The organism is Micromonospora chalcea (assembly GCF_002926165.1).
GTDB lineage: Bacteria > Actinomycetota > Actinomycetes > Mycobacteriales > Micromonosporaceae > Micromonospora > Micromonospora chalcea.
In genome coordinates, this window is record NZ_MAGP01000129.1 from 20,787 (window position 1) to 38,206 (window position 17,420).

Below are 17,420 nucleotides of genomic sequence, written 5' to 3' on the forward strand. Positions count from 1 at the left end.
CACGCATCGTCCGTGGCCTCGGCCGCTGGTCCAGGCGTCGGACTGCCGGCAGCCACGTTACGAAGAGACCTACCCCAACACGGGTGGCCGTGTCCCTATCAGCGGTCCGCCGACGCCACCCGACCCGGCGACAACACCCCCCGGATCATCCGTACGACAGGGGCAGGAAGTCATACCGGGCCGGGCGACCGAGGGTCCCCGGCTGGGGACGATCAAAAAGGTAACGGGTGAGCGGAACGCCGCCAGCCTATAGATAGGTATCCATCGATATCAAGCGTGGTGGTGAACTGACCGGGCTCGATCATCCGTACCCCTTGTCGTGCGGACCACGGAGCTGGTGACCTGTCCCCGCGAGCCGCGCGACCGGCTCGGCCCGGTCGCCGTACGCGAGGCGGTGCACCGCTGGCTGCGGCTGATCGCGGCGGACGCGGAACTGGCCCCGTACCTGATCGGGGTCGACCGCCGCCGGCTCGCGGCGCTGCTCACCGACCGGCTGGACGCGGCGCTCGGCGGTGTGTGGCGCAGCCCCGGCGGCACCGGGTCGGACGGCGGGCCGGTCCTCGGCGGCGCGCGGCGACCGCCGTTGAGCGAGGAGCAGCGCTGGCGCGTCCTGGACTACCTGGCCGCCGCGCTCTGGACGCTCGACCTGCCGCCGACCGCGCTCGTGGACGCCCAGCGGGCGGTCGCCGGACTGCTGCGCGCCTGATCGCCCACCAGCACAGGAATGGTCGTTCACGCCGCCGGGAATCCCCGGTTTTCCTGTCAACCTCCCGTCACGCGGGGTGTTTTTCTGATCGCTTCCGGTCGATAACGTCGGGCCACTGCCGTCGACGAAGGGCCGACGATGAACGACAACGGACACCCGCTCGACCGCCGGCGACTGCTCGCCGGCGCGGCGGCAGCCTCGGCGGTCACAGTGACCGGCCTGGCCGTCGCCTCCACCGGAGCCGCCGCCGCGGCGGCTCCCGCCCGTCCCGCGACACCGCTGATCGCCCGGGACCGCATCGCCACCGCCGCGTTGCGCGCGCCCGACGGCTCCGCGCCCGCGGTCGGCGTCCAGACCGACTTCCACGCCCGGCTCGCCGCCTGGCTCGCCTTCTGGTCGGCGAACTCGCCGCCGGCCTGGAGTACGCCGGTGCACGTGGTCGCCCGGGTCGAGCCGGCCGGCGACGCGCTGGTGCTGCACGCGATCCGGCACCGCCGCGACGACGAGCTGCACGCCGGGTTCGCCGCCGGCCGGCGCGACGCCACCCACCTGGCCACGCTGGCCAGCCTGCACCACCACTTCCCGGACGTGCGGGTCCGGCCGGACGGCACGATCCGGGTCGCCGACGGACCGGCCGGGTTCACCGGCGCGCCGGAGCAGGTCGCCTTCGCGGTCGCGGCCTGCCGCGAACTGTGGGGCGACGCCGCGGCCACCCCCGGCCGCTGGGCGGAACACGCTGCCCGGGTGCTCGCCCGCGCCGGGCAACGCACCGACGCCGCCTCGCACGCCGGCTGGGCGGCCTTCACCCGAACCAGCCTGCGTCGCGGGCTGGGCACCGAATCGTACGAGTGACCGGAGGAAGCACATGGCCCGCAACGAGTTCCGCTTCGTGGTCGACGGTGTCGACCTGAGCGCCGAGCAGCAGACGCTGATCGCCGCGGAGATCCAGAAGGCCGGCCTGGCCGCCCTGCGTACCGCCGACGCGAAACTGACCAACCCGCTGACCGTCGGCCACGGCAACATCAAGCTGCGCCCCGAGTGGTACGGGCTCTGGGTCATCGACGGCCCGTTCGCCCAGGACCTCGGGCAGAAGATCAACGACATCGGGTTCTGGATCCAGCGGTGACCGACGCCGCCCGGCCGGCCGGCGCGCCGGAGCGGATGTGCCCGAGCACCCCGGCGTCGAACGCCACGGTGTTCCTGGGCATGATCACTCCGGCGGGCCGGGTGGCCTACGTGACCCCGGCCGTACCGGCCGAGGTGGCGCTCGCCGGGCTCGGCGACTCCGACGAGCCGGTCGAGGCACGGGTCCGGCTCGCCGGTCCGTGCGTCACCTCGTCCTGCGGCTTCTGGACCGGCTCGCACTGCGGGCTGGGCGCGCGGATGGCCGCCTCGTACGCCGAGACCGCCCCGCCCGCCGAGGAGGCGCTGCCGAAGTGCGCCATCCGGCGTACCTGCAGGTGGTTCGCCGAGCAGGGGCCGTCGGCGTGCCCGGCGTGCGCGCACGTGGTGACCGACGCGCGGACCTGATCGCTGTCGTCTTGTCGGACCCCTCGACTAGCGTCGGGAGGTCATGGAGCCGCGGTTCGGCGAGCAGATCATCGGGCGGGAACACCCCGCGGCGCTGTTGCGCGCCGAGGTGGCCCGGCTGACCGCGGGCCACGGCGGCCTCGCCCTGGTCACCGGCGAGCCGGGCATCGGCAAGACCACACTGGTCTCGGCCGCCGCCGACGAGGCCCGCCGAAGCGGCGCGCTCGTGCTCGGCGCCGCGTGCTGGGACTCCGACACCGCCCCCGACTACTGGCCCTGGGTCCAGGTGCTGCGCCGGCTGGCCCGCTTCGCCGACGACCCGTCCGGCGCCCGCGAAGCGGTCGACGCCGGGCTGGCCGCGCTGCTCGGCGAGCGCCCCGCCGGAGAGGGCGACGAAGCGGGGGACGACGGCGACGAGGCGGGGGACGGCGGCCGGGCCGAGTTCGACAGGCACGACGCGGTGACCGCGGCGCTCGTCGCCGTCGCGCAGCACCGGCCGGTCGTGGTGGTCCTCGACGACCTGCACTGGGCCGACCCGGCGTCGGTCCGGCTGCTCCAGTTCGTCACCCGGCACACCTGGTTCGAGCGGCTGCTGTTCGTCGGCACCTACCGGGACGCCGAGGTCGAGTCCGGCGAGCATCCGCTGCGCCCGTTGCTGGTGCCGCTGAGCGCGAAGGCCACCACGGTCACGCTCACCGGCCTCGGCCGGGACGACGTGGCCGCCCTGATGACCCGCACCGCCGGCCGCGAGCCGGGCGCCGATCTGGTCGCCGAGGTGCACCGGCGCACCGGCGGGAACCCGTTCTTCGTCGAGCAGACCGCCCGGCTCTGGCACACCGACGGCCTGACCGACACCATCGCGCCCGGCGTCCGGGAGGTGGTGCGCCGCCGGCTCGCCCAGTTGACCGCCCCGGTCGTCGAGGCGCTCACCGTCGCCGCGGTGCTCGGCCACGAGTTCGACAGGGGGACGGTGGCGGCCTGCGTACCCGCTCCGGTCGCCCAGGTCGACCGCATGCTCGGCCGCGCCGCCGCGGCCCGGCTGGTGCTGCCCCGGGGCGGCGGGCGGTTCGTCTTCGTGCACGACCTGGTCCGCGAGACGCTCTACGACGGGCTCGCCGCGGACGCGCGGCGGGCCCGGCACGCGGGCGTCGTCCGCGCCGTGGACAGGTCCGACGCGCTCGCCGGCGCGCTCAGCCCCGCCCACCTGGCCCGGCACGCGTGGCTGGCCGGCGCCGAGCTGGACCCGGTACGCGCCGGTGAGCTGCTGGTCACAGCCGCCCGGGACGCGGCCGGCCGGCTCGCCGTGGACGAGTCGGTCCGGCACTACCGGCGGGCGCTCGATCTTCCCGGTGAGCCCGTCCCGCGGGTCCGGCTGCTGCTGGAACTGGCCGGGCTGCTGCACCACATCGGCCCGGCCGAGGAGGTCGAGCGGCTGCTGACCGAGGCCGCCGCGCTGGCCCGGCAGGCCGACGACCCCGGCGTGCTGACCCGGGTGGCGCTCACCGCGCACCGGCGGCACTCGGCCACCCGCCGCCGGCTCGACGCCGACGACCTGGTCCGCGAGGCGTACCGGCGGTTGATCGGCGAGCCGGATCCGGCGCGGTCGGTGCGCAGCCTGGTCACCGACCTGATCACCGCCACCGAGACGCTCGCGAGGCACGGCAGCGACGACGAGGCGCTCACGTTCAGCCTGTGGGCCCGCCACGACACCACCTGGGGCCTCGGGACCGCCGAGGAGCGAGCCCAGGTGACCGCCGAGATCCGGGAGGTGGCCCGCCGCGGCGGCGACCGGGAGACCGAGCTGTGGGCCACCGCGCTGCGCTGGGTCGCGCTGCTGGAACTGGGCGACCCGGGATACCGCCGGGAGCTGGCCTCGTTCGTGGCCGGCGCCCGGCAGGGCGAGGTTCCCCGGCAGCGGATGGCGGCCACCATGGACAGCGGCATCATCGCCGCGTTCCGGGGCGACCTCGCCACCGCCGAGGAGTGCTTCGCCGAGGTGGAGAGCCACCCCGAGCCGGAACACTCCGACCACGCCTTCATGACGCACCACATCCGCTGGTCGGTGCTGCTTCTCTACGGCCGCGTCGCCGAGGCCGAGGCCCTGCTCGACAAGGTGGGCGCCGGCCACCCGGCCGCCGAGCTGCTCCGGGCGATCACCGCCGCCGAACGCGGCGACCCGGCCGCCGTACGCGGGCTCACCGCCGGGATCGAGGCCGCCGGCGCCACGTACCCCCGGTCGGTGTCGCCGCTGTGGCTGCGGCTGCGGGCCCAGGCGGCGGCAGTGGACGGCGACCCGGGCCGGTGCGCCGAGACGCGGGCGGCGCTGGCGCCGCACCGGGGACGGTGGATGGCCGCGCTGTTCGGCTGCGACATCGCCGGCCCGGTCGACCTGTGGCTGGCCGCGGTGGACGCGGCCGACGGCCGGTGGGACGACGCGGTCGCCGGTTACACGGCGGCCCGGGACGCCGCCGACCGGCTGGGCGCCCGCCCGTGGTCGGTGCTGGCCCGGGCCGGGCTGGTGGCCGCGCTGACCGGGCGCGACGGGCCGGGCGACGCGGCCGAGGCGCGGCGGCTGCGCGCCGCGACGGCGGCCGAGGCGCGGGCGCTGGGCATGAGACAGGTGCCCGGCCGGATGGCCGCCGCCCGGGCGGATGCCCCGGCGGTGGCGGTCTCTCCGCTGGCCGCTGTTCGCCCGGCGGTGTCCGCTCCGCCGGAGTTCCGCCCGGACGGGCCGGTGTGGCGCCTCGGGTACGGCGGTGTGGTGGTGCACCTACCCGACGCCAAAGGGCTGCACGACCTGCGGCTGCTGTTGAGCCGGCCCGGCACCGACGTGCCCGCCGTCGAGCTGCTCGACCCGGCCGCCGGCCCGGAACTTGTCGCGGCCCGCCGCCTCGGCGCCGACCCGGTGCTGGACGACGAGGCGAAGGCCCGCTACCGCCGGCATCTGCGCCGGCTCGACGACGAGATCGACCGGGCCGCCGTACGCCACGACGAGCGGCGGCTGTCCGCGCTGGACGCCGAGCGGGCCGCGCTGCTCGACCAGTTGCGGACCGCCGCCGGGCTGGCCGGGCGCAGCCGCCGCCTCGGTGACCAGGCCGAACGGGCACGCAAGGCGGTGACCGGGCGGATCCGGGACACGCTGCGGCGCATCGGCCAGCGGCATCCGGCGCTCGCCGCCCATCTGCGCGAGTCCGTCACCACCGGCGGCACCTGCCGCTACCTGCCGCCCGAACCGGTGTCCTGGCGGCTCTGACCTGCCGTACGCCGGGGTGGCGGGTTCGGGTCCCGCCACCCCGGCGGGCGGTCAGTGGCGGTTGTAGCGGTACATGGTCAGCGTGCCGAAGACGACCACGAAACCGGCGCTCCAGAGCAGCAACCACATCGTGTTCGGGCCGTCCATCGAGCCGGCCATGGCCGCGCGGACCGCGCCGACCAGGTGGGTGATCGGGTTGACCTTGACGAACGCCTGCAGCCAACCGGGCATGGTGGACGGTTCCACGAACACGTTGCTGAGGAACGTCAGCGGGAACAGCACCATCATGCTGACCCCCATCACCGACTTCTCGCTGCGCAGCACCAGGCCGAAGAACGTCCAGACCCAGGAGAACGCGAACGAGAAGACCACGAGCAGCCCGATCCCGGCCAGCACCCCGAGCAGCCCGCCGTCGGGGCGGAAGCCGAGCACCAGCCCGACCGAGAGGATGACCACCGCGGCGAGCACGTAGCGCAGCACGTCCCCGAAGATCATCCCGACCAGCGCGGCCGGCCGCCAGACCGGCAGCGTACGGATCCGGTCGAAGACACCCTTCTCGATGTCGTTGTTCAGCCCCACACCGGTGTACATGGTGATCATCACGACGCTCGTGACCATGATGCCGGGCAGGAAGAACTGCAGGTACGCACGCGGGCTGTCGGCGAGCGCGCCACCGAACAGGTACGTGAACATCAGCACCATGATGATCGGGAACGCGGTCACGTCGAACAGCTGCTCCGGCACGTGCTTGATCTTCAGCAGGGCCCGCCAGCCGAACGTCAGCGACGCGGCGAGCGGACTCGGCCGGGCCGGCCGTTCCGCCGGGGCGAGCACCGTGGCGAGCGCCTCGGCGGACGGGACGTAGACGGACGGCGCGCGCCCGGTGGTGATCGCGGTGTCGCTCATCGCGCCGCCTCCAGCTCGTCGTCCCGCTCGTCCGCCGGGACGGCCGGGTGGTCGGTCAGGGCCAGGAAGACCTCGTCCAGGCTGGGCTGGCCGAGGGAGAAGTCGTCCACCACGATGCCGGCGCCGGCCAGCTCACCGAGCGCGCGGGCGGCCTGCGCGCTCGCCTCCAGGTCGGTGCCGTCCTCGCCGACCCGGGCGGTCAGCGCCACCGGGTCCGTGTCGAGCTGCACCGGTACGCCCAGCGCCGCCCGCAGCACCTTCTCGGCCTGGGGCCGCTGCCCCGGATCGCGCAGCCGGATGTGGACGCTGCCGGATCCGACCGACGACTTCAACTCGCCCGGGGTGCCCTCCGCGATCACCCGGCCGTGGTCGACGACCGCGATCCGCCCGGCGAGCTGGTCCGCCTCGTCCAGGTACTGCGTGGTCAGCAGCACTGTGGTGCCGTACGCCACCACCGCCCGCACGATCGCCCACACCTGGTTGCGGCTGCGCGGGTCCAGCCCGGTGGTCGGCTCGTCCAGGAACAGCAGATCCGGGGTGTTGAGGATGCTCGCGGCGATGTCGATGCGCCGCCGCATCCCGCCGGAGTACTTCTTCACCTGCCGCCCGGCGGCCTCGGCCAGCCCGAAGGCGGCGAGCAGCTGGTCGGCGCGGTCCCGGGCGCCCGCCCGGCTCAGCCCGAGCAGCCGCGCCAGCAGAATCAGGTTCTCCGCACCGGTCAGGTCCTCGTCCAGCGAGGCGTACTGGCCGGTCAGGCTCACCCGGGAGCGGACCGCGTCGGCGTCGCGCACGACGTCGTGGCCGAAGACCCGCGCGGTGCCGCCGTCCGGGCGCAGCAGCGTCGCCAGCACCCGTACGGCTGTGGTCTTGCCGGCGCCGTTGGGGCCCAGCACCCCGTACACGGTGCCGGCGGGGACCCGCAGGTCCAGCCCGTCGAGCGCCCGCGTCGTACCGAAGGACCGGACCAGGCCCTCGGCCTCGACGGCCAGGCCGGTGTTCCGGTTACTCATGGATTGCTACCTCTCTCGTCGGTGTCTCGACAGGCGTACGGCGTGCCGCCGGACCGATCGCCTGTTTCAACGAGGCCGGGGAGCTGTGGTGTTGTGCCGGCCTCACCCCTTCGGCGCCAGACGGTCCGCCAGATCCGATCTGGCGGTCGCGATTCCCGGCCGACGGCGGCCCGGTACGGGAGAAAGACGGGGTTATGACCGTTCCCGCAGCAGTCCGCCGGATGACCGGTCGCGGACAGTGCGCGATCGATCGTCCGCCATATGCTGCGCCGGCATCCGACGCACGGGGGGCGTGTCCTGGTTGTGGTGACGCGGACGCCTCTTGAGCGCATTGAAACCGAGAGGGGTCCACCGTGTCCATCGTCCGAAGAGTGCTCGGCGCACTCGCCGTGGCGGCCCTGGCCGTCACCGCCGCACCCACCGCCGCCGGTGCGGCGGCTGATCCGGCAGGCTTGCTCCACCTGACCGTCACCGGGACCGACGGCAGCCCGGCCGCCGGTAACGTCGCCGTGACCGCAGCCGACAGCAGCTACGACAAGGACCTGCTGCCGCTGGACGAGTCCGGGCAGCTCAGCGTGGAGGTGCCGGCCGGCGACTACAAGATCGCCGTCACCCCGGTGTACAGCGACGGCCAGGACGACGAGGTGCTCCGGCAGTGGGTGCCGGGCCGGACCAGCTGGGCGCAGGCCGGAACGGTCCGGGTGTCCGCGGGGGACACGACGGAGGTCTCCGAGCGCCTGCTCGTGCCCAGCGGGTCGACCCTGCGGGCGCGCGACGCGGTCACCGGCGCCGCCGTCGACGGGCTGTGCGTGTTCCTCGACCCCCGGCGCAATCCGTGCGGCGACACCCGGGTGACCGTCCCGCCGCTGATCCCCGGCCCGCAGGAGGTGTGGGTCTACACCCGGGACGACACCCACCTGCCCCGCTACGCCACGGTGAACGTCCTCGCCGCCGGCAGCGGCACCGCCGTGGTCGTCCTGACCCCGGCCGCGAACGTGGTCTCCCGGGTGGTCGACGCGGCGACCGGCGCACCAGTCGCCGGGGCCTGTGTGACGCCGGCGCCCGCCGGCACCGGCGAGCTGCCCGCCAACCCGGGACGGTACTGCTCCGACGCCTCCGGGAACGTCCGCGTCGGCCTGATCACGGCCGGCTCCTGGAACCTGTTCGTCCGCCCCGCCGGCGGATCGGCGTACGGCGCGCAGTGGGTCGGCGCGACCGGCGGCACCGGTGACGCGAAGCAGGCCCGGGTGGTCGCCCTCCGGGCCGGGCAGACGGTCACCGTGCCGCCGATCCGGCTCGACCGCGCCGGTGTCGTCACCGGCACCGTGACCAGCGCGGCCACCGGCAGGCCGGCGACCTCCGGCACCGTGACGCTCGCGCCCGAGACGGGCGACTTCCCGGATTGGGGAGTGGAGCTGGACGCGCAGGGCCGCTACCGCATCGACTGGCTCGGCCCGTACGCGTGGCCGCTGCTGTTCACCACCGCCGACAACGCCACCCAGTGGTCCGGTGGGTTCGCCCTGCGGGGCAAGGCCGTGCCGGTCACGGTCCGGGCCGGCGCCACCACCGTCTACGACCTCGCCGTGCGGCGAGGCGTCCTGGTCACCGGCCGGCTCGTCGACCCGGAGGGCCGCCCGGTGGTCGCCGAGCTGACGGTGCGCAACGCGCGTACCCGTGAGGTCATCGGCCGGACGGCCGACCGCGACGGCGAGTACGCGCTGCGCGTACTCGGCCCCCAGCCGGTCACCGTGGCCTGGCTCTGGACGCCGCCGTTCGTCAGCTACACCGGCTGGTACGACGGCGCGGCCCGCCCGGCCGACGCCACCGAGGTGACCCTGCCCGGCACCGGCACCCTGCGGCTCGACGTCGCTGTCGACCGGTACCCGGCCGGCTGAGCGACACGATCCGGTCGATCGGCACGAGCGGTCGATCGGCACGAGCCGGGTGGCGAGTGAGCCACCCGGCCCGGCGCCGGTCAGCGCGCCGAGTCCAGCCGGGTCCGCTGCTCCGGGGTCAGCTCCAGGTCGACAGCGCCCAGGCTCTCCTCCAGCTGCGCCACCGAGGAGAAGCCGACGAGCGGGATCGACGGGATGTCGCCGCCCATCAGCCAGGCCAGCACCACCTGGTTGACGGTGGCCCCGGTCTCGGCGGCCACCGCCCGCAACGCCTCCAGCCGGGCCGGGGTGGCGGGCACCGCGTACTCCTCGCCGAGCCGTTCCGGCCGGACGTACGCGCCCTTGAGCAGCGGCGAGTACGCCACCAGCGTGAGCTGCGGCTCGGCCCGCAGATAGCTGAGCAGGTCCGGGCCCACCCAGACGACGTCCCCGTCCCGGTCCAGCTCGCTCGGCACGTCGAGCCGCCGGGGCAGATAGCTGCGGTGGTACTGCAGTACCTCGTACCCGGGCAACCCGGCCGCGGCGGCGAGCGCCCGCGCCCGCTCCACCCGCCAGGCGCGGTGGTTGCTGGCGCCCAGCAGCCCGACGGTGCCCTCCGCGACCAGCTCGGCGAAGCCCTCCACGGTCTCCCGCAGCGCGACCGTGTGGTCCTCGATGTGGGCGTAGAGCAGGTCGATGCGGTCGAGCCCGAGCCGCTCCCGGCTGCGTTCGGCGGACTCGCGGATCACCTTCGCCGACAGCCCTTCGGGGTTGTCCACGTAGCTGGTGCCAGGGGCGAGCGGCCGGGCACCGAGCTTCGTGGCGATGACCACCTCGTCGCCGACCCCGCGGCTGCGCCGCCAGCGGCCGAGCAGTTCCTCGCTCTCGCCACCCTGGCCCCCGTTCTGCCAGAAGGCATAGTTGTCCGAGGTGTCGATGAACGTGCCGCCGGCCTCCACGTAGCGGTCGAGGATGGCGAACGAGGTGGCCTCGTCGGTGGCGGTGCCGAAGAGCATCGCGCCGAGGCTGAGCACGCTGACCTTGCGGCGCGTCGCAGGGTCGGTGCCGATGGTGCGGTAGCGCATGGATTTCCTCCCCGTCGGAGCTTTGCCGGTCACCCTGCCCCTTCGAGTGCGCGCGAAGTCAAACGTCGAAGGGCCCCGGTTCCCCGGGGCCCTTCGGTGTGCGGCGGTTCAGCTCGGGATGTAGTCGAACTCGTCCGGGTTCGGGCCCGTCCGGCCGTCCTCGCCCCGGTCCAGCGAGGTGAGCCGCTCCATCGCGGTGTCGTCGAGCGTGAAGTCGAAGATCGCGAAGTTCTCCTCGATCCGCTTCGGGGTGGTCGACTTCGGGAAGACGATGTCGCCGCGCTGCACGTGCCAGCGCAGCACCACCTGGGCCGGGGTCCGGCCGACCTGCTCGGCCACGTCGACGACCGTCGGGTCGTCGAGCACCGCGCCCTGAGCGATCGGCGACCACGCCTCGGTGAGGATGCCGTGCGCCTTGTCGTACGCCCGCACCTCCTCGTTGCCGAGGTAGGGGTGCGCCTCGATCTGGTTGACCGCCGGCACCACGTCCGCCTCGGCGGCCAGCCGCTCCAGGTGCGCGACCTGGAAGTTGGACACGCCGATCGACCGGACCGTGCCCGCGTCACGCAGTTCCTCCAGCACCTTCCAGGTGGAGACGAAGTCGCCGTCGTAGCGGGTGGGCAGCGGCCAGTGGATCAGGAACAGGTCGAGGTAGTCGAACTTTAGTTCCCGCAGCGTCTGCTCGAACGCCTTGCGGGCGTCGTCCGGGCGGTGGAAGCCGTTGTTCAGCTTGCTGGTCACGAAGACCTCGCCGCGGTCCAGCCCGGAGGCGCGCAGCGCCTGACCCACCTCGGCCTCGTTGCCGTACATCTGGGCGGTGTCGATGTGCCGGTAGCCGATCTCCAGCGCGGTGCCGACCGCCCGGGCGGTGTCCTTCGGTTCGATCTGGAACACGCCGAAGCCGAGCTGTGGGATGGAGTTTCCGTCGTTGAGCGCGATGTCCGGAACGCTGTTGGGGGCCATGAAGAGTCTCATCTCCGATCGTGCGGTGCCGGGGCGCGTCCGTGCCGCCCGCCCCGGCCGTGCCAACCGGATGTCTCTACCCGCTCGCCACGCTTCCTCACATCGGGGACGAGCGTCAACCCCAGATCGACCGGGCCCACTCCGGGTGGTCGACGAACGGGTTGCGGTTGCCCTGCCAGCGTTCGTAGATCCGCTGGTTGCGTCGCTGCTCGAAGGCGTCCGGCGGGTCCTGGTCGTTCCAGGCCAGCAGCTTCGACAGCCGCCCGAGCCGGGGCGCGGAGCCGTTCGACACCGAGTCGTTCGGTTCCAGGTCCGGCCAGCCGTCGCCGCCCTCGTACCGGATCGCCATGTACAGGATCATCCGGGCCACGTCGCCCTTCACCGCGTCGCGCGGCTCGAACGAGTCGGCGTCGGTGTAGCAGCCGGGCGCCTCGGCGACCGCGCCGCCGCCGGCGTCGAAGTCCTTGTTGCCGCGCAGCGAGTTGACCGACACATCCTCCGGCCGCAGGTGGTGCACGTCGGTGCCGGGGCCGGTGGCGGTGCCGAAGTCGCCGTGCGACTTGGCCCAGACGTGCTCCCGGTTCCAGTCGTTCGCACCGCCGCCGTTGCTGCTCTTGCTCTGCGAGCGTCCGCTGTAGAGCAGGATCACGTTCGCCGGGTTGGCCGGGTCCTGGTCGGTGTCCTTGAGCGCGTCCCACACCTGGTCGTAGCTGAGCTTCGTCTGCACCCGGATGATGCCGTGCAGCGCGGTGCGCAGCGCCGGCCCGGTCTTGCCGGCCGCGGCCGCGTAGTAGGCGTCGGGCGTGCCGGTCGGCGCCGGGGTCGGGGTCGGGGAAGGGCTCGGCGTGGCCCCGCCGCCGAGGCTCATCGCGCTCGGGTTCTTCAGCCCGCCGTGACTGAAGTACGCGGTCAGCGCGTCGGTCGCGGTCACCTGCCGCCCGCGCAGCGACGGGTTGCCGAGCAGCCCGAAGGTGCTCCGCCAGGCGGCCGTGACCTGCACGTACAGCATCCGGGCGGTGCCGGTCTCGCCGGCCTGGTCGGCGATGGCGATCGCGGTGTCGGCGGTGAAGCCGGAGGTGAGCACCGTGTCGGTGGCGGTGGGCTGGCCGATGACGTAGCCGGTCACGGTGGCGGTCCGGCCGTCCTGCGCGGCGAGCGCCTGCGCCACGGTCAGCGTGGTCGCGGCCGAGGCGGCGCCGGTCACGCCGAGCGGGATCGCGACCGCGACGGCGAGCACGACCGCCGCGAACATCCGCCCGGATCGCGAGCGGGTGACGCGCTTCATATTCATGAGCAGCAATGCTAGGTGCCGCGGGCCGGTTTGAGGAGAGGCTCAGGCGGCGGTCAGGTCGCGCAGCGCCAGCACCGACCGCCAGTTGCGGGCCGTCGCCACCACACCCAGCTTCTTCTCCAGGTACGCGGCGGTGAACTTCGTCCGTCCGTAGCCGCCGGCCGGGAAGTGCAGGTGCGCCTCCCGGCCGATCACCTCGTACTCCATCGTCTCGCCCGGCGGCACGGCCAGCTCGCGGATCCGTGCGGTGGCGGGCGCGGCTGACAGGAACACCACGAGCACCCGCGTGTGGTCGTCCTGCCGGCCCGCGTACGGGCTCGCGGCGGCCACCGCGGCCAGCCCGTCCCCGTCGCGGACCAGCACCGGCACCCGCAGGCCCAGTTCGTCGCCGAGCCGGTTCGCGATGCCCTCGGCCAGCGTCTCCGGCCGGGCCGGCGGGCTGGTGAAGACCACGTTGCCGCTCTGCAGGTAGGTCTTGACGTCGGTGTGACCGAGGTCGGTGACCACGCGGCGCAGGTCGGCCATGGCCAGCTTGTTGACCCCGACGTTGACGGCCCGCAGCAGAGCGGCGTACCTGGCCATCGGCCCTCCTCGGCTCGTGCTCGGGGCCGACCCTACGTCAGGAGTCCGACAGCCGGGCGTAGACGTCGCCGGAGCGACCGGCCGGGCGGTACGTCTCCAGCAGCCGCACCAGCCCGGCCGCGTCCAGCCAGTTCTCGCTCGCGAACCGCATGGTCTCCACCGGCGAGTAGTTGTAGCGGTACGCGCCCAGCTGTTCCACGAGGTCCAGCGACGCGAGCGCGGCGTCGTGCGCCGGTGGCAGGTACTCGAAGGACAGCCCGCGCACCGGGTGGCTGAGCCCGGACAGCACGTCGACCTCGAAGCCCTCGACGTCGACCTTGCAGAACGCCGGTACGCCGTGCCGCGCCACCAGGTCGTCGAGCGTCACCACCGGCACCTCGACCGACCGGTCCCAGCGGACCCCGGCGAAGCTCGGATCGGCGGTGACCGACTCGATCCAGGACGACGACATGGTGGACACCGTCGGCGTCGCCGACGACAGCTCCAGCCGCGCGCTCCCGGACCGCGCACCGACCGCCGTCGGCTCGATCACCACGTCGGCGTCCCGCCCGAAGCCCAGGCGCAGCACCCGCAGGCAGTCGGGCTGCGGCTCCACCGCGACCACCCGCGCGCCCAGCCGCCGCCAGGTGCGCACCCGGCCGCCGACGTGGGCGCCGATGTCGAAGGCGAGGTCGCCGGGGGAGAGGAACTGCCCGTAGAGCTGCCGGGCACGCCGGTGCTTGGCCGGCTGACCGTGGTAGACGGCCAGGGAACGGGTGATCCCCCAGGCCCGCGCGAGCATCGTCACGACATCCCTAACTGTGAGTGGTGGACTGCGGTCCGAACGCCCGCAGGAAGCGGTCCCGGAACGACTCCATCGGCCAGACCGGGGCCTGCGGGTCCGGGTTGAGCCCGTCCTGCCAGCCCCATCCGGCGATGCGGTCGAGCACTGCCGGGTCCTTCGCGACGACGGTGATCGGCACGTCCTTGCCGGCGTCGTCGCCGGTGATCGTGCGGGCGGGCTGGTGGTCGCCGAGGAACACCAGCACCAGGTTCTCGTCACCGTACCGCTGCACGTAGGAGATGAGCGTGCGCAGCGAGTACACGACGGCCTGCCGGTACGCCTCCCGGGTGCCCTCCGCCGAGCGGTCGGCGCGCGCCGTTCCCTTGTAGACCGAGCCGTCGCCGATGTCGTCCCAGCCGACGAGGGGCGGGACCGGCGTCCACGGCAGGTGGCTGGAGAGCAGCGGGATCTCGGCCATCACGGGCGTACGCCCGGGGCCGCGCTCGCGGCGTTGGAACTCCGCCAGCGTGTACTGGTCCGGTGGCGAGGAAAAGCTGAACAGCGGCCCCTTGTAGCCGAGTTCCTTTGCCCCGTACAGCGTGTCGGGTTCGAAGAATGCCGCCTCCGGCCACGCCCGGTTCAGCGCCGGCATGACGAGCGCGGTCCGCCAGCCGGCGCGCTTGAACGCGCCGTTGAGGGTCAGGTGGTCGCTGCGTACCAGGTTGGTGTAGCGCAACTGGTTGTCGGTGCGGATGCCGCTCATCAGCGTGGCGTGCGCGAGCCAGCTTCCACCGCCGGTGGTGGACGAGGTGAGGAACGCGCTGCGGCTGTCGTAACCGGCCGCGCGCAACTGCCGGGTCCCCTCGTCCAGGACGGCGTCCACCTCCGGGGCGAGCTCCGGGTCCTCCAGCGCGACCCGGCCGTAGCTCTCCACGAACGTGAACAGCACGTCCTTGCCGCGCAGCGCGGTGAGCATCCGCTCGCCCGGCACGTCCCGGAACGGGTCACCGGCGAGCTGCGTGTTCAGTGTCTCCTTGTCGTTCAGGCCCGCCCGCACCTGCCGGGCGCGGTCGAAGACGTCGGCGGCGGAGTTGTCCGCGGCGACCGGGAGGCCGGGCACGATCTGCGCGCCGAGCACGGCGCAGACCACCCAGGCGGCGGCGAGCGCGGTGACGGCGCGCGTGGTCACCCGGCGGTGGGCGGTCGCGGCGCGGGCCAGCCGCCGCGCCGAGAGCGTCACCAGCACCGGTACGGCGAGCGCCGCGACCACGGCCAGGGCGATCGCGCCCACCTCGGCGGCCCCGCCGTACGACTCGGACAGGAACTCCGCGCCCGCGCCGAGGAACGTCCAGTCGGCGATCAGGTCGAAGCGCCGGTCGAGCACCATCGAGAACCCGAGATCGGTGACCTTGAGCACCAGGATCAGGCCGAGCAGCGCGCCGAGCAGCGTGGCCACCACGCGGCGCGGGCGGGCCGGCAGGACCAGCAGCAGGGCGACGGCGAGCAGCCCTTCCACCGGGATGCGGAGCAACGCCCCGAGGGACAGCAGTTTGACCTCGCTCGGCGCGACCAGGGCCACCAGCACGAGCGCTCCGGCCAGCGCGGTGACCGCCGCGCCGAGCAGCCGCCGGGCGCTCCACGCGCCGACGGCACTGTCACCCGGGTCGCTCGTCTCGCTGTCGGTCGCGGCGCCGTCCGGGGTGCGGTCGCCGCTCTCGGCCGGTGTGCTGTCGCCAGTGGACGTGGCGCCGGTCGAGACGTCGTCGCCGTCGGCCGGCCGGGACAGGTCGGTCACCGGCGCCGCCCGCCGACCTCGACGGGCTGGCGCACGATCCGCGTGCCCGGCGTCCACTCGGACCCGTGGCCCGCCGGCGCGGGGGAGACCGGCGCCGCCGGGAGCGCCGGCCGCACGCGGTGCCGCCACAGCCAGCCGACGTCGCGTCCGAACGACTCGACCAGCAGCGCGAGCGCGCCGAGCACCACCGCGAGGGCCAGCGGCCGGGGCAGCACACCGGCCGCCACCATCGTCAGCGCGATGCCCTGCGTGGCGGCGACCACCTTGCGCCAGTAGCGCGGCGGCAGCGAGCCGCGCATCCACGGCAGCACCCAGCCGGCGGCGACGAAGACGTACCGCATCGCGCCGATCACCAGCACCCAGGCGCCCACCTGGTCGGCGACGTACCCGCAGAGGACCAGGACGAGGAAGGAGTCGACCTCCATGTCGAACCGGGCGCCGAGCGCGCTGGTCGTGCCGGTGCGCCGGGCCACCTGCCCGTCGACCCAGTCCAGGGAGAGCGCCACGGCGGCCAGCGCGACCAGCACCGGCACCGCGATCGGGCCGCGGAACGCCTCGACTGTCAACGCGGCCACCCCGCCGGCGAGCGTGGCCCGGGTGAGCGTCACCCAGTCGGCCGGGCCGAGCCGGTCCGCGCCCGAGCGGCGCAGCCCGTATCCGAGCGCCGCGACCATGACCACCCCGAAGAGCAGACCGGCCAGCCAGCCGTACGCGCTCAGGCCGACCGTGCCGGCCAGGGCCGCCAGTACGCCGACCTGGAGTATCGCCCCCGCGAATGGATCAGTTCGAACTGCGGACACCATGCCTCCGAGGTAGACGTCACGTACCACACCTGTGTACGGAGAACATGCCCGAACAGTTCGTTCTGATGCCGGAAACGCGCCAGCGATGTGACTTGTCACGTCCACCGGCGTCGCGGCGGGCACCGCGCGGATCAGGCGCCGGAGCGGAGGCCGTCAGCGCGGCGGCGGTCCGGGGACCAGCCGCCAGTACTGCCGTTTGCCCTCGTCGCGGACCACGACGCCGAGCCGGGCCAGCTCCCCGTGCAGCTCCCGGGTCTCGGCGTCGTGGCCGCCGTCGAGCGCCCGCTGCCGGGCGCGCAGCAGGGCGTCCGCGCCCGGCGGCACGTCGGGCAGCCCTTCGACCCACCTGCGGTACGCGTCCCGGTGCGGGTCCTGCCCGGTCCACGGCCAGCCCTGCCGGGTGAACGCCTCCCGCAGCCGCTCGGTGTCCAGGTCGGACTTCTCCCGGGCCAGCTCGCCACCGGCGGTGTCCAGCAGCACCAGCGCCTCACCGTCGACGAACACCCCGGCGACGTCGGCGCGGGCCACGTCCCGGCCGTGCCCGTCGCGGTGCAGCCGTACCGTGCGGTGCCCGACCGTGACGGTCAGCCGGTCGCGTACCGCCACCACCGCCAGGGCCAGGCCGCCGAGCAGGCCCAGCCCGGCCCCGATCGGGTACGCCCGCTCGTCCGGCCACCGGTCGAGCAGCTCGAACAGGCCCTGGAACGGGAACCAGGGCAGCCCGGCGATCCAGCCGGACAGCGCGGTCAGCCCGGCGCCCAGCGCCGCCCCGAGCAGCGGGAACCCCGCCCAGAACAGCACCAGCTCGCCGCGCCCGCCGTCGACCACGACGTCCTCGCCGGTGTGCCGGGCCACCATG

At 74.1% G+C, this 17,420-nt stretch carries 16 protein-coding genes; 6 read left to right on the plus strand and 10 right to left on the minus strand.

Features of this window, described 5'->3' with window-relative positions; all coding sequences use genetic code 11:
• The first annotated feature begins 319 nt into the window (after nucleotides 1-319).
• From BAW75_RS20900 to BAW75_RS20920, 5 genes are all read left to right on the plus strand, one after another.
• A complete protein-coding gene (locus BAW75_RS20900; protein WP_244206195.1) occupies nucleotides 320-706 on the plus strand; it encodes a globin family protein in 387 nt (128 codons plus the stop codon).
• 138 nt (nucleotides 707-844) lie between these two features.
• On the plus strand, nucleotides 845-1,558 hold the full coding sequence (locus BAW75_RS20905; protein WP_064446897.1) for a hypothetical protein: 714 nt from the start codon (nucleotides 845-847) through the stop codon (nucleotides 1,556-1,558).
• 13 nt (nucleotides 1,559-1,571) lie between these two features.
• Entirely contained in the window at nucleotides 1,572-1,832 is a 261-nt protein-coding gene (locus BAW75_RS20910; protein WP_030501893.1) for a hypothetical protein, read from the plus strand.
• Nucleotides 1,829-2,236 carry a hypothetical protein gene (locus tag BAW75_RS20915; RefSeq protein ID WP_030501892.1) on the plus strand — a complete coding sequence of 136 codons (408 nt, stop codon included), beginning with the start codon at nucleotides 1,829-1,831 and terminating at the stop codon, nucleotides 2,234-2,236. Before BAW75_RS20910 ends, BAW75_RS20915 begins: the two co-directional genes overlap by 4 nt.
• A 43-nt stretch (nucleotides 2,237-2,279) precedes the next feature.
• Nucleotides 2,280-5,489: an ATP-binding protein gene (locus BAW75_RS20920; RefSeq protein WP_104114616.1), complete on the plus strand. Its 3,210-nt coding sequence runs from the start codon at nucleotides 2,280-2,282 to the stop codon at nucleotides 5,487-5,489.
• 51 nt (nucleotides 5,490-5,540) lie between these two features.
• On the opposite strand, the gene BAW75_RS20925 is transcribed toward BAW75_RS20920, so the two are convergent.
• On the minus strand, nucleotides 5,541-6,395 hold the full coding sequence (locus BAW75_RS20925; protein ID WP_043326269.1) for an ABC transporter permease: 855 nt from the start codon (nucleotides 6,393-6,395) through the stop codon (nucleotides 5,541-5,543).
• Nucleotides 6,392-7,405: an ATP-binding cassette domain-containing protein gene (locus BAW75_RS20930; protein ID WP_104114617.1), complete on the minus strand. Its 1,014-nt coding sequence runs from the start codon at nucleotides 7,403-7,405 to the stop codon at nucleotides 6,392-6,394. The genes BAW75_RS20925 and BAW75_RS20930 overlap by 4 nt, the downstream gene beginning before the upstream one ends.
• A gap of 353 nt (nucleotides 7,406-7,758) precedes the next feature.
• Here BAW75_RS20930 and BAW75_RS20935 point away from each other — a divergent pair, with 353 nt between their 5' ends.
• Entirely contained in the window at nucleotides 7,759-9,300 is a 1,542-nt protein-coding gene (locus tag BAW75_RS20935; protein ID WP_146074875.1) for a carboxypeptidase-like regulatory domain-containing protein, read from the plus strand.
• 80 nt (nucleotides 9,301-9,380) lie between these two features.
• Here the strand turns inward: BAW75_RS20935 and BAW75_RS20940 are convergent, their stop codons facing one another.
• The 8 genes from BAW75_RS20940 to BAW75_RS20975 form a co-directional block, all read right to left on the minus strand.
• A complete protein-coding gene (locus BAW75_RS20940) occupies nucleotides 9,381-10,364 on the minus strand; it encodes an aldo/keto reductase (RefSeq protein ID WP_104114619.1) in 984 nt (327 codons plus the stop codon).
• 108 nt (nucleotides 10,365-10,472) lie between these two features.
• Nucleotides 10,473-11,327 carry an aldo/keto reductase gene (locus tag BAW75_RS20945; protein ID WP_043330601.1) on the minus strand — a complete coding sequence of 285 codons (855 nt, stop codon included), beginning with the start codon at nucleotides 11,325-11,327 and terminating at the stop codon, nucleotides 10,473-10,475.
• A gap of 115 nt (nucleotides 11,328-11,442) precedes the next feature.
• Nucleotides 11,443-12,618, minus strand: coding sequence for an endonuclease (locus BAW75_RS20950; RefSeq protein ID WP_104114636.1), 1,176 nt, complete (start codon nucleotides 12,616-12,618; stop codon nucleotides 11,443-11,445).
• Nucleotides 12,619-12,660: 42 nt separating this feature from the next.
• On the minus strand, nucleotides 12,661-13,200 hold the full coding sequence (locus BAW75_RS20955) for a DUF1697 domain-containing protein (RefSeq protein ID WP_104114620.1): 540 nt from the start codon (nucleotides 13,198-13,200) through the stop codon (nucleotides 12,661-12,663).
• Between the two features lie 37 nt (nucleotides 13,201-13,237).
• On the minus strand, nucleotides 13,238-13,981 hold the full coding sequence (locus tag BAW75_RS20960; protein ID WP_104114621.1) for an FkbM family methyltransferase: 744 nt from the start codon (nucleotides 13,979-13,981) through the stop codon (nucleotides 13,238-13,240).
• 13 nt (nucleotides 13,982-13,994) lie between these two features.
• Entirely contained in the window at nucleotides 13,995-15,758 is a 1,764-nt protein-coding gene (locus BAW75_RS20965; RefSeq protein ID WP_104114622.1) for an alkaline phosphatase family protein, read from the minus strand.
• Nucleotides 15,755-16,561 carry a CDP-alcohol phosphatidyltransferase family protein gene (locus BAW75_RS20970; RefSeq protein WP_244206196.1) on the minus strand — a complete coding sequence of 269 codons (807 nt, stop codon included), beginning with the start codon at nucleotides 16,559-16,561 and terminating at the stop codon, nucleotides 15,755-15,757. Before BAW75_RS20970 ends, BAW75_RS20965 begins: the two co-directional genes overlap by 4 nt.
• 153 nt (nucleotides 16,562-16,714) lie before the next feature.
• A complete protein-coding gene (locus BAW75_RS20975) occupies nucleotides 16,715-17,419 on the minus strand; it encodes a YqeB family protein (RefSeq protein ID WP_104114623.1) in 705 nt (234 codons plus the stop codon).
• Nucleotide 17,420: the final 1 nt, after the last annotated feature.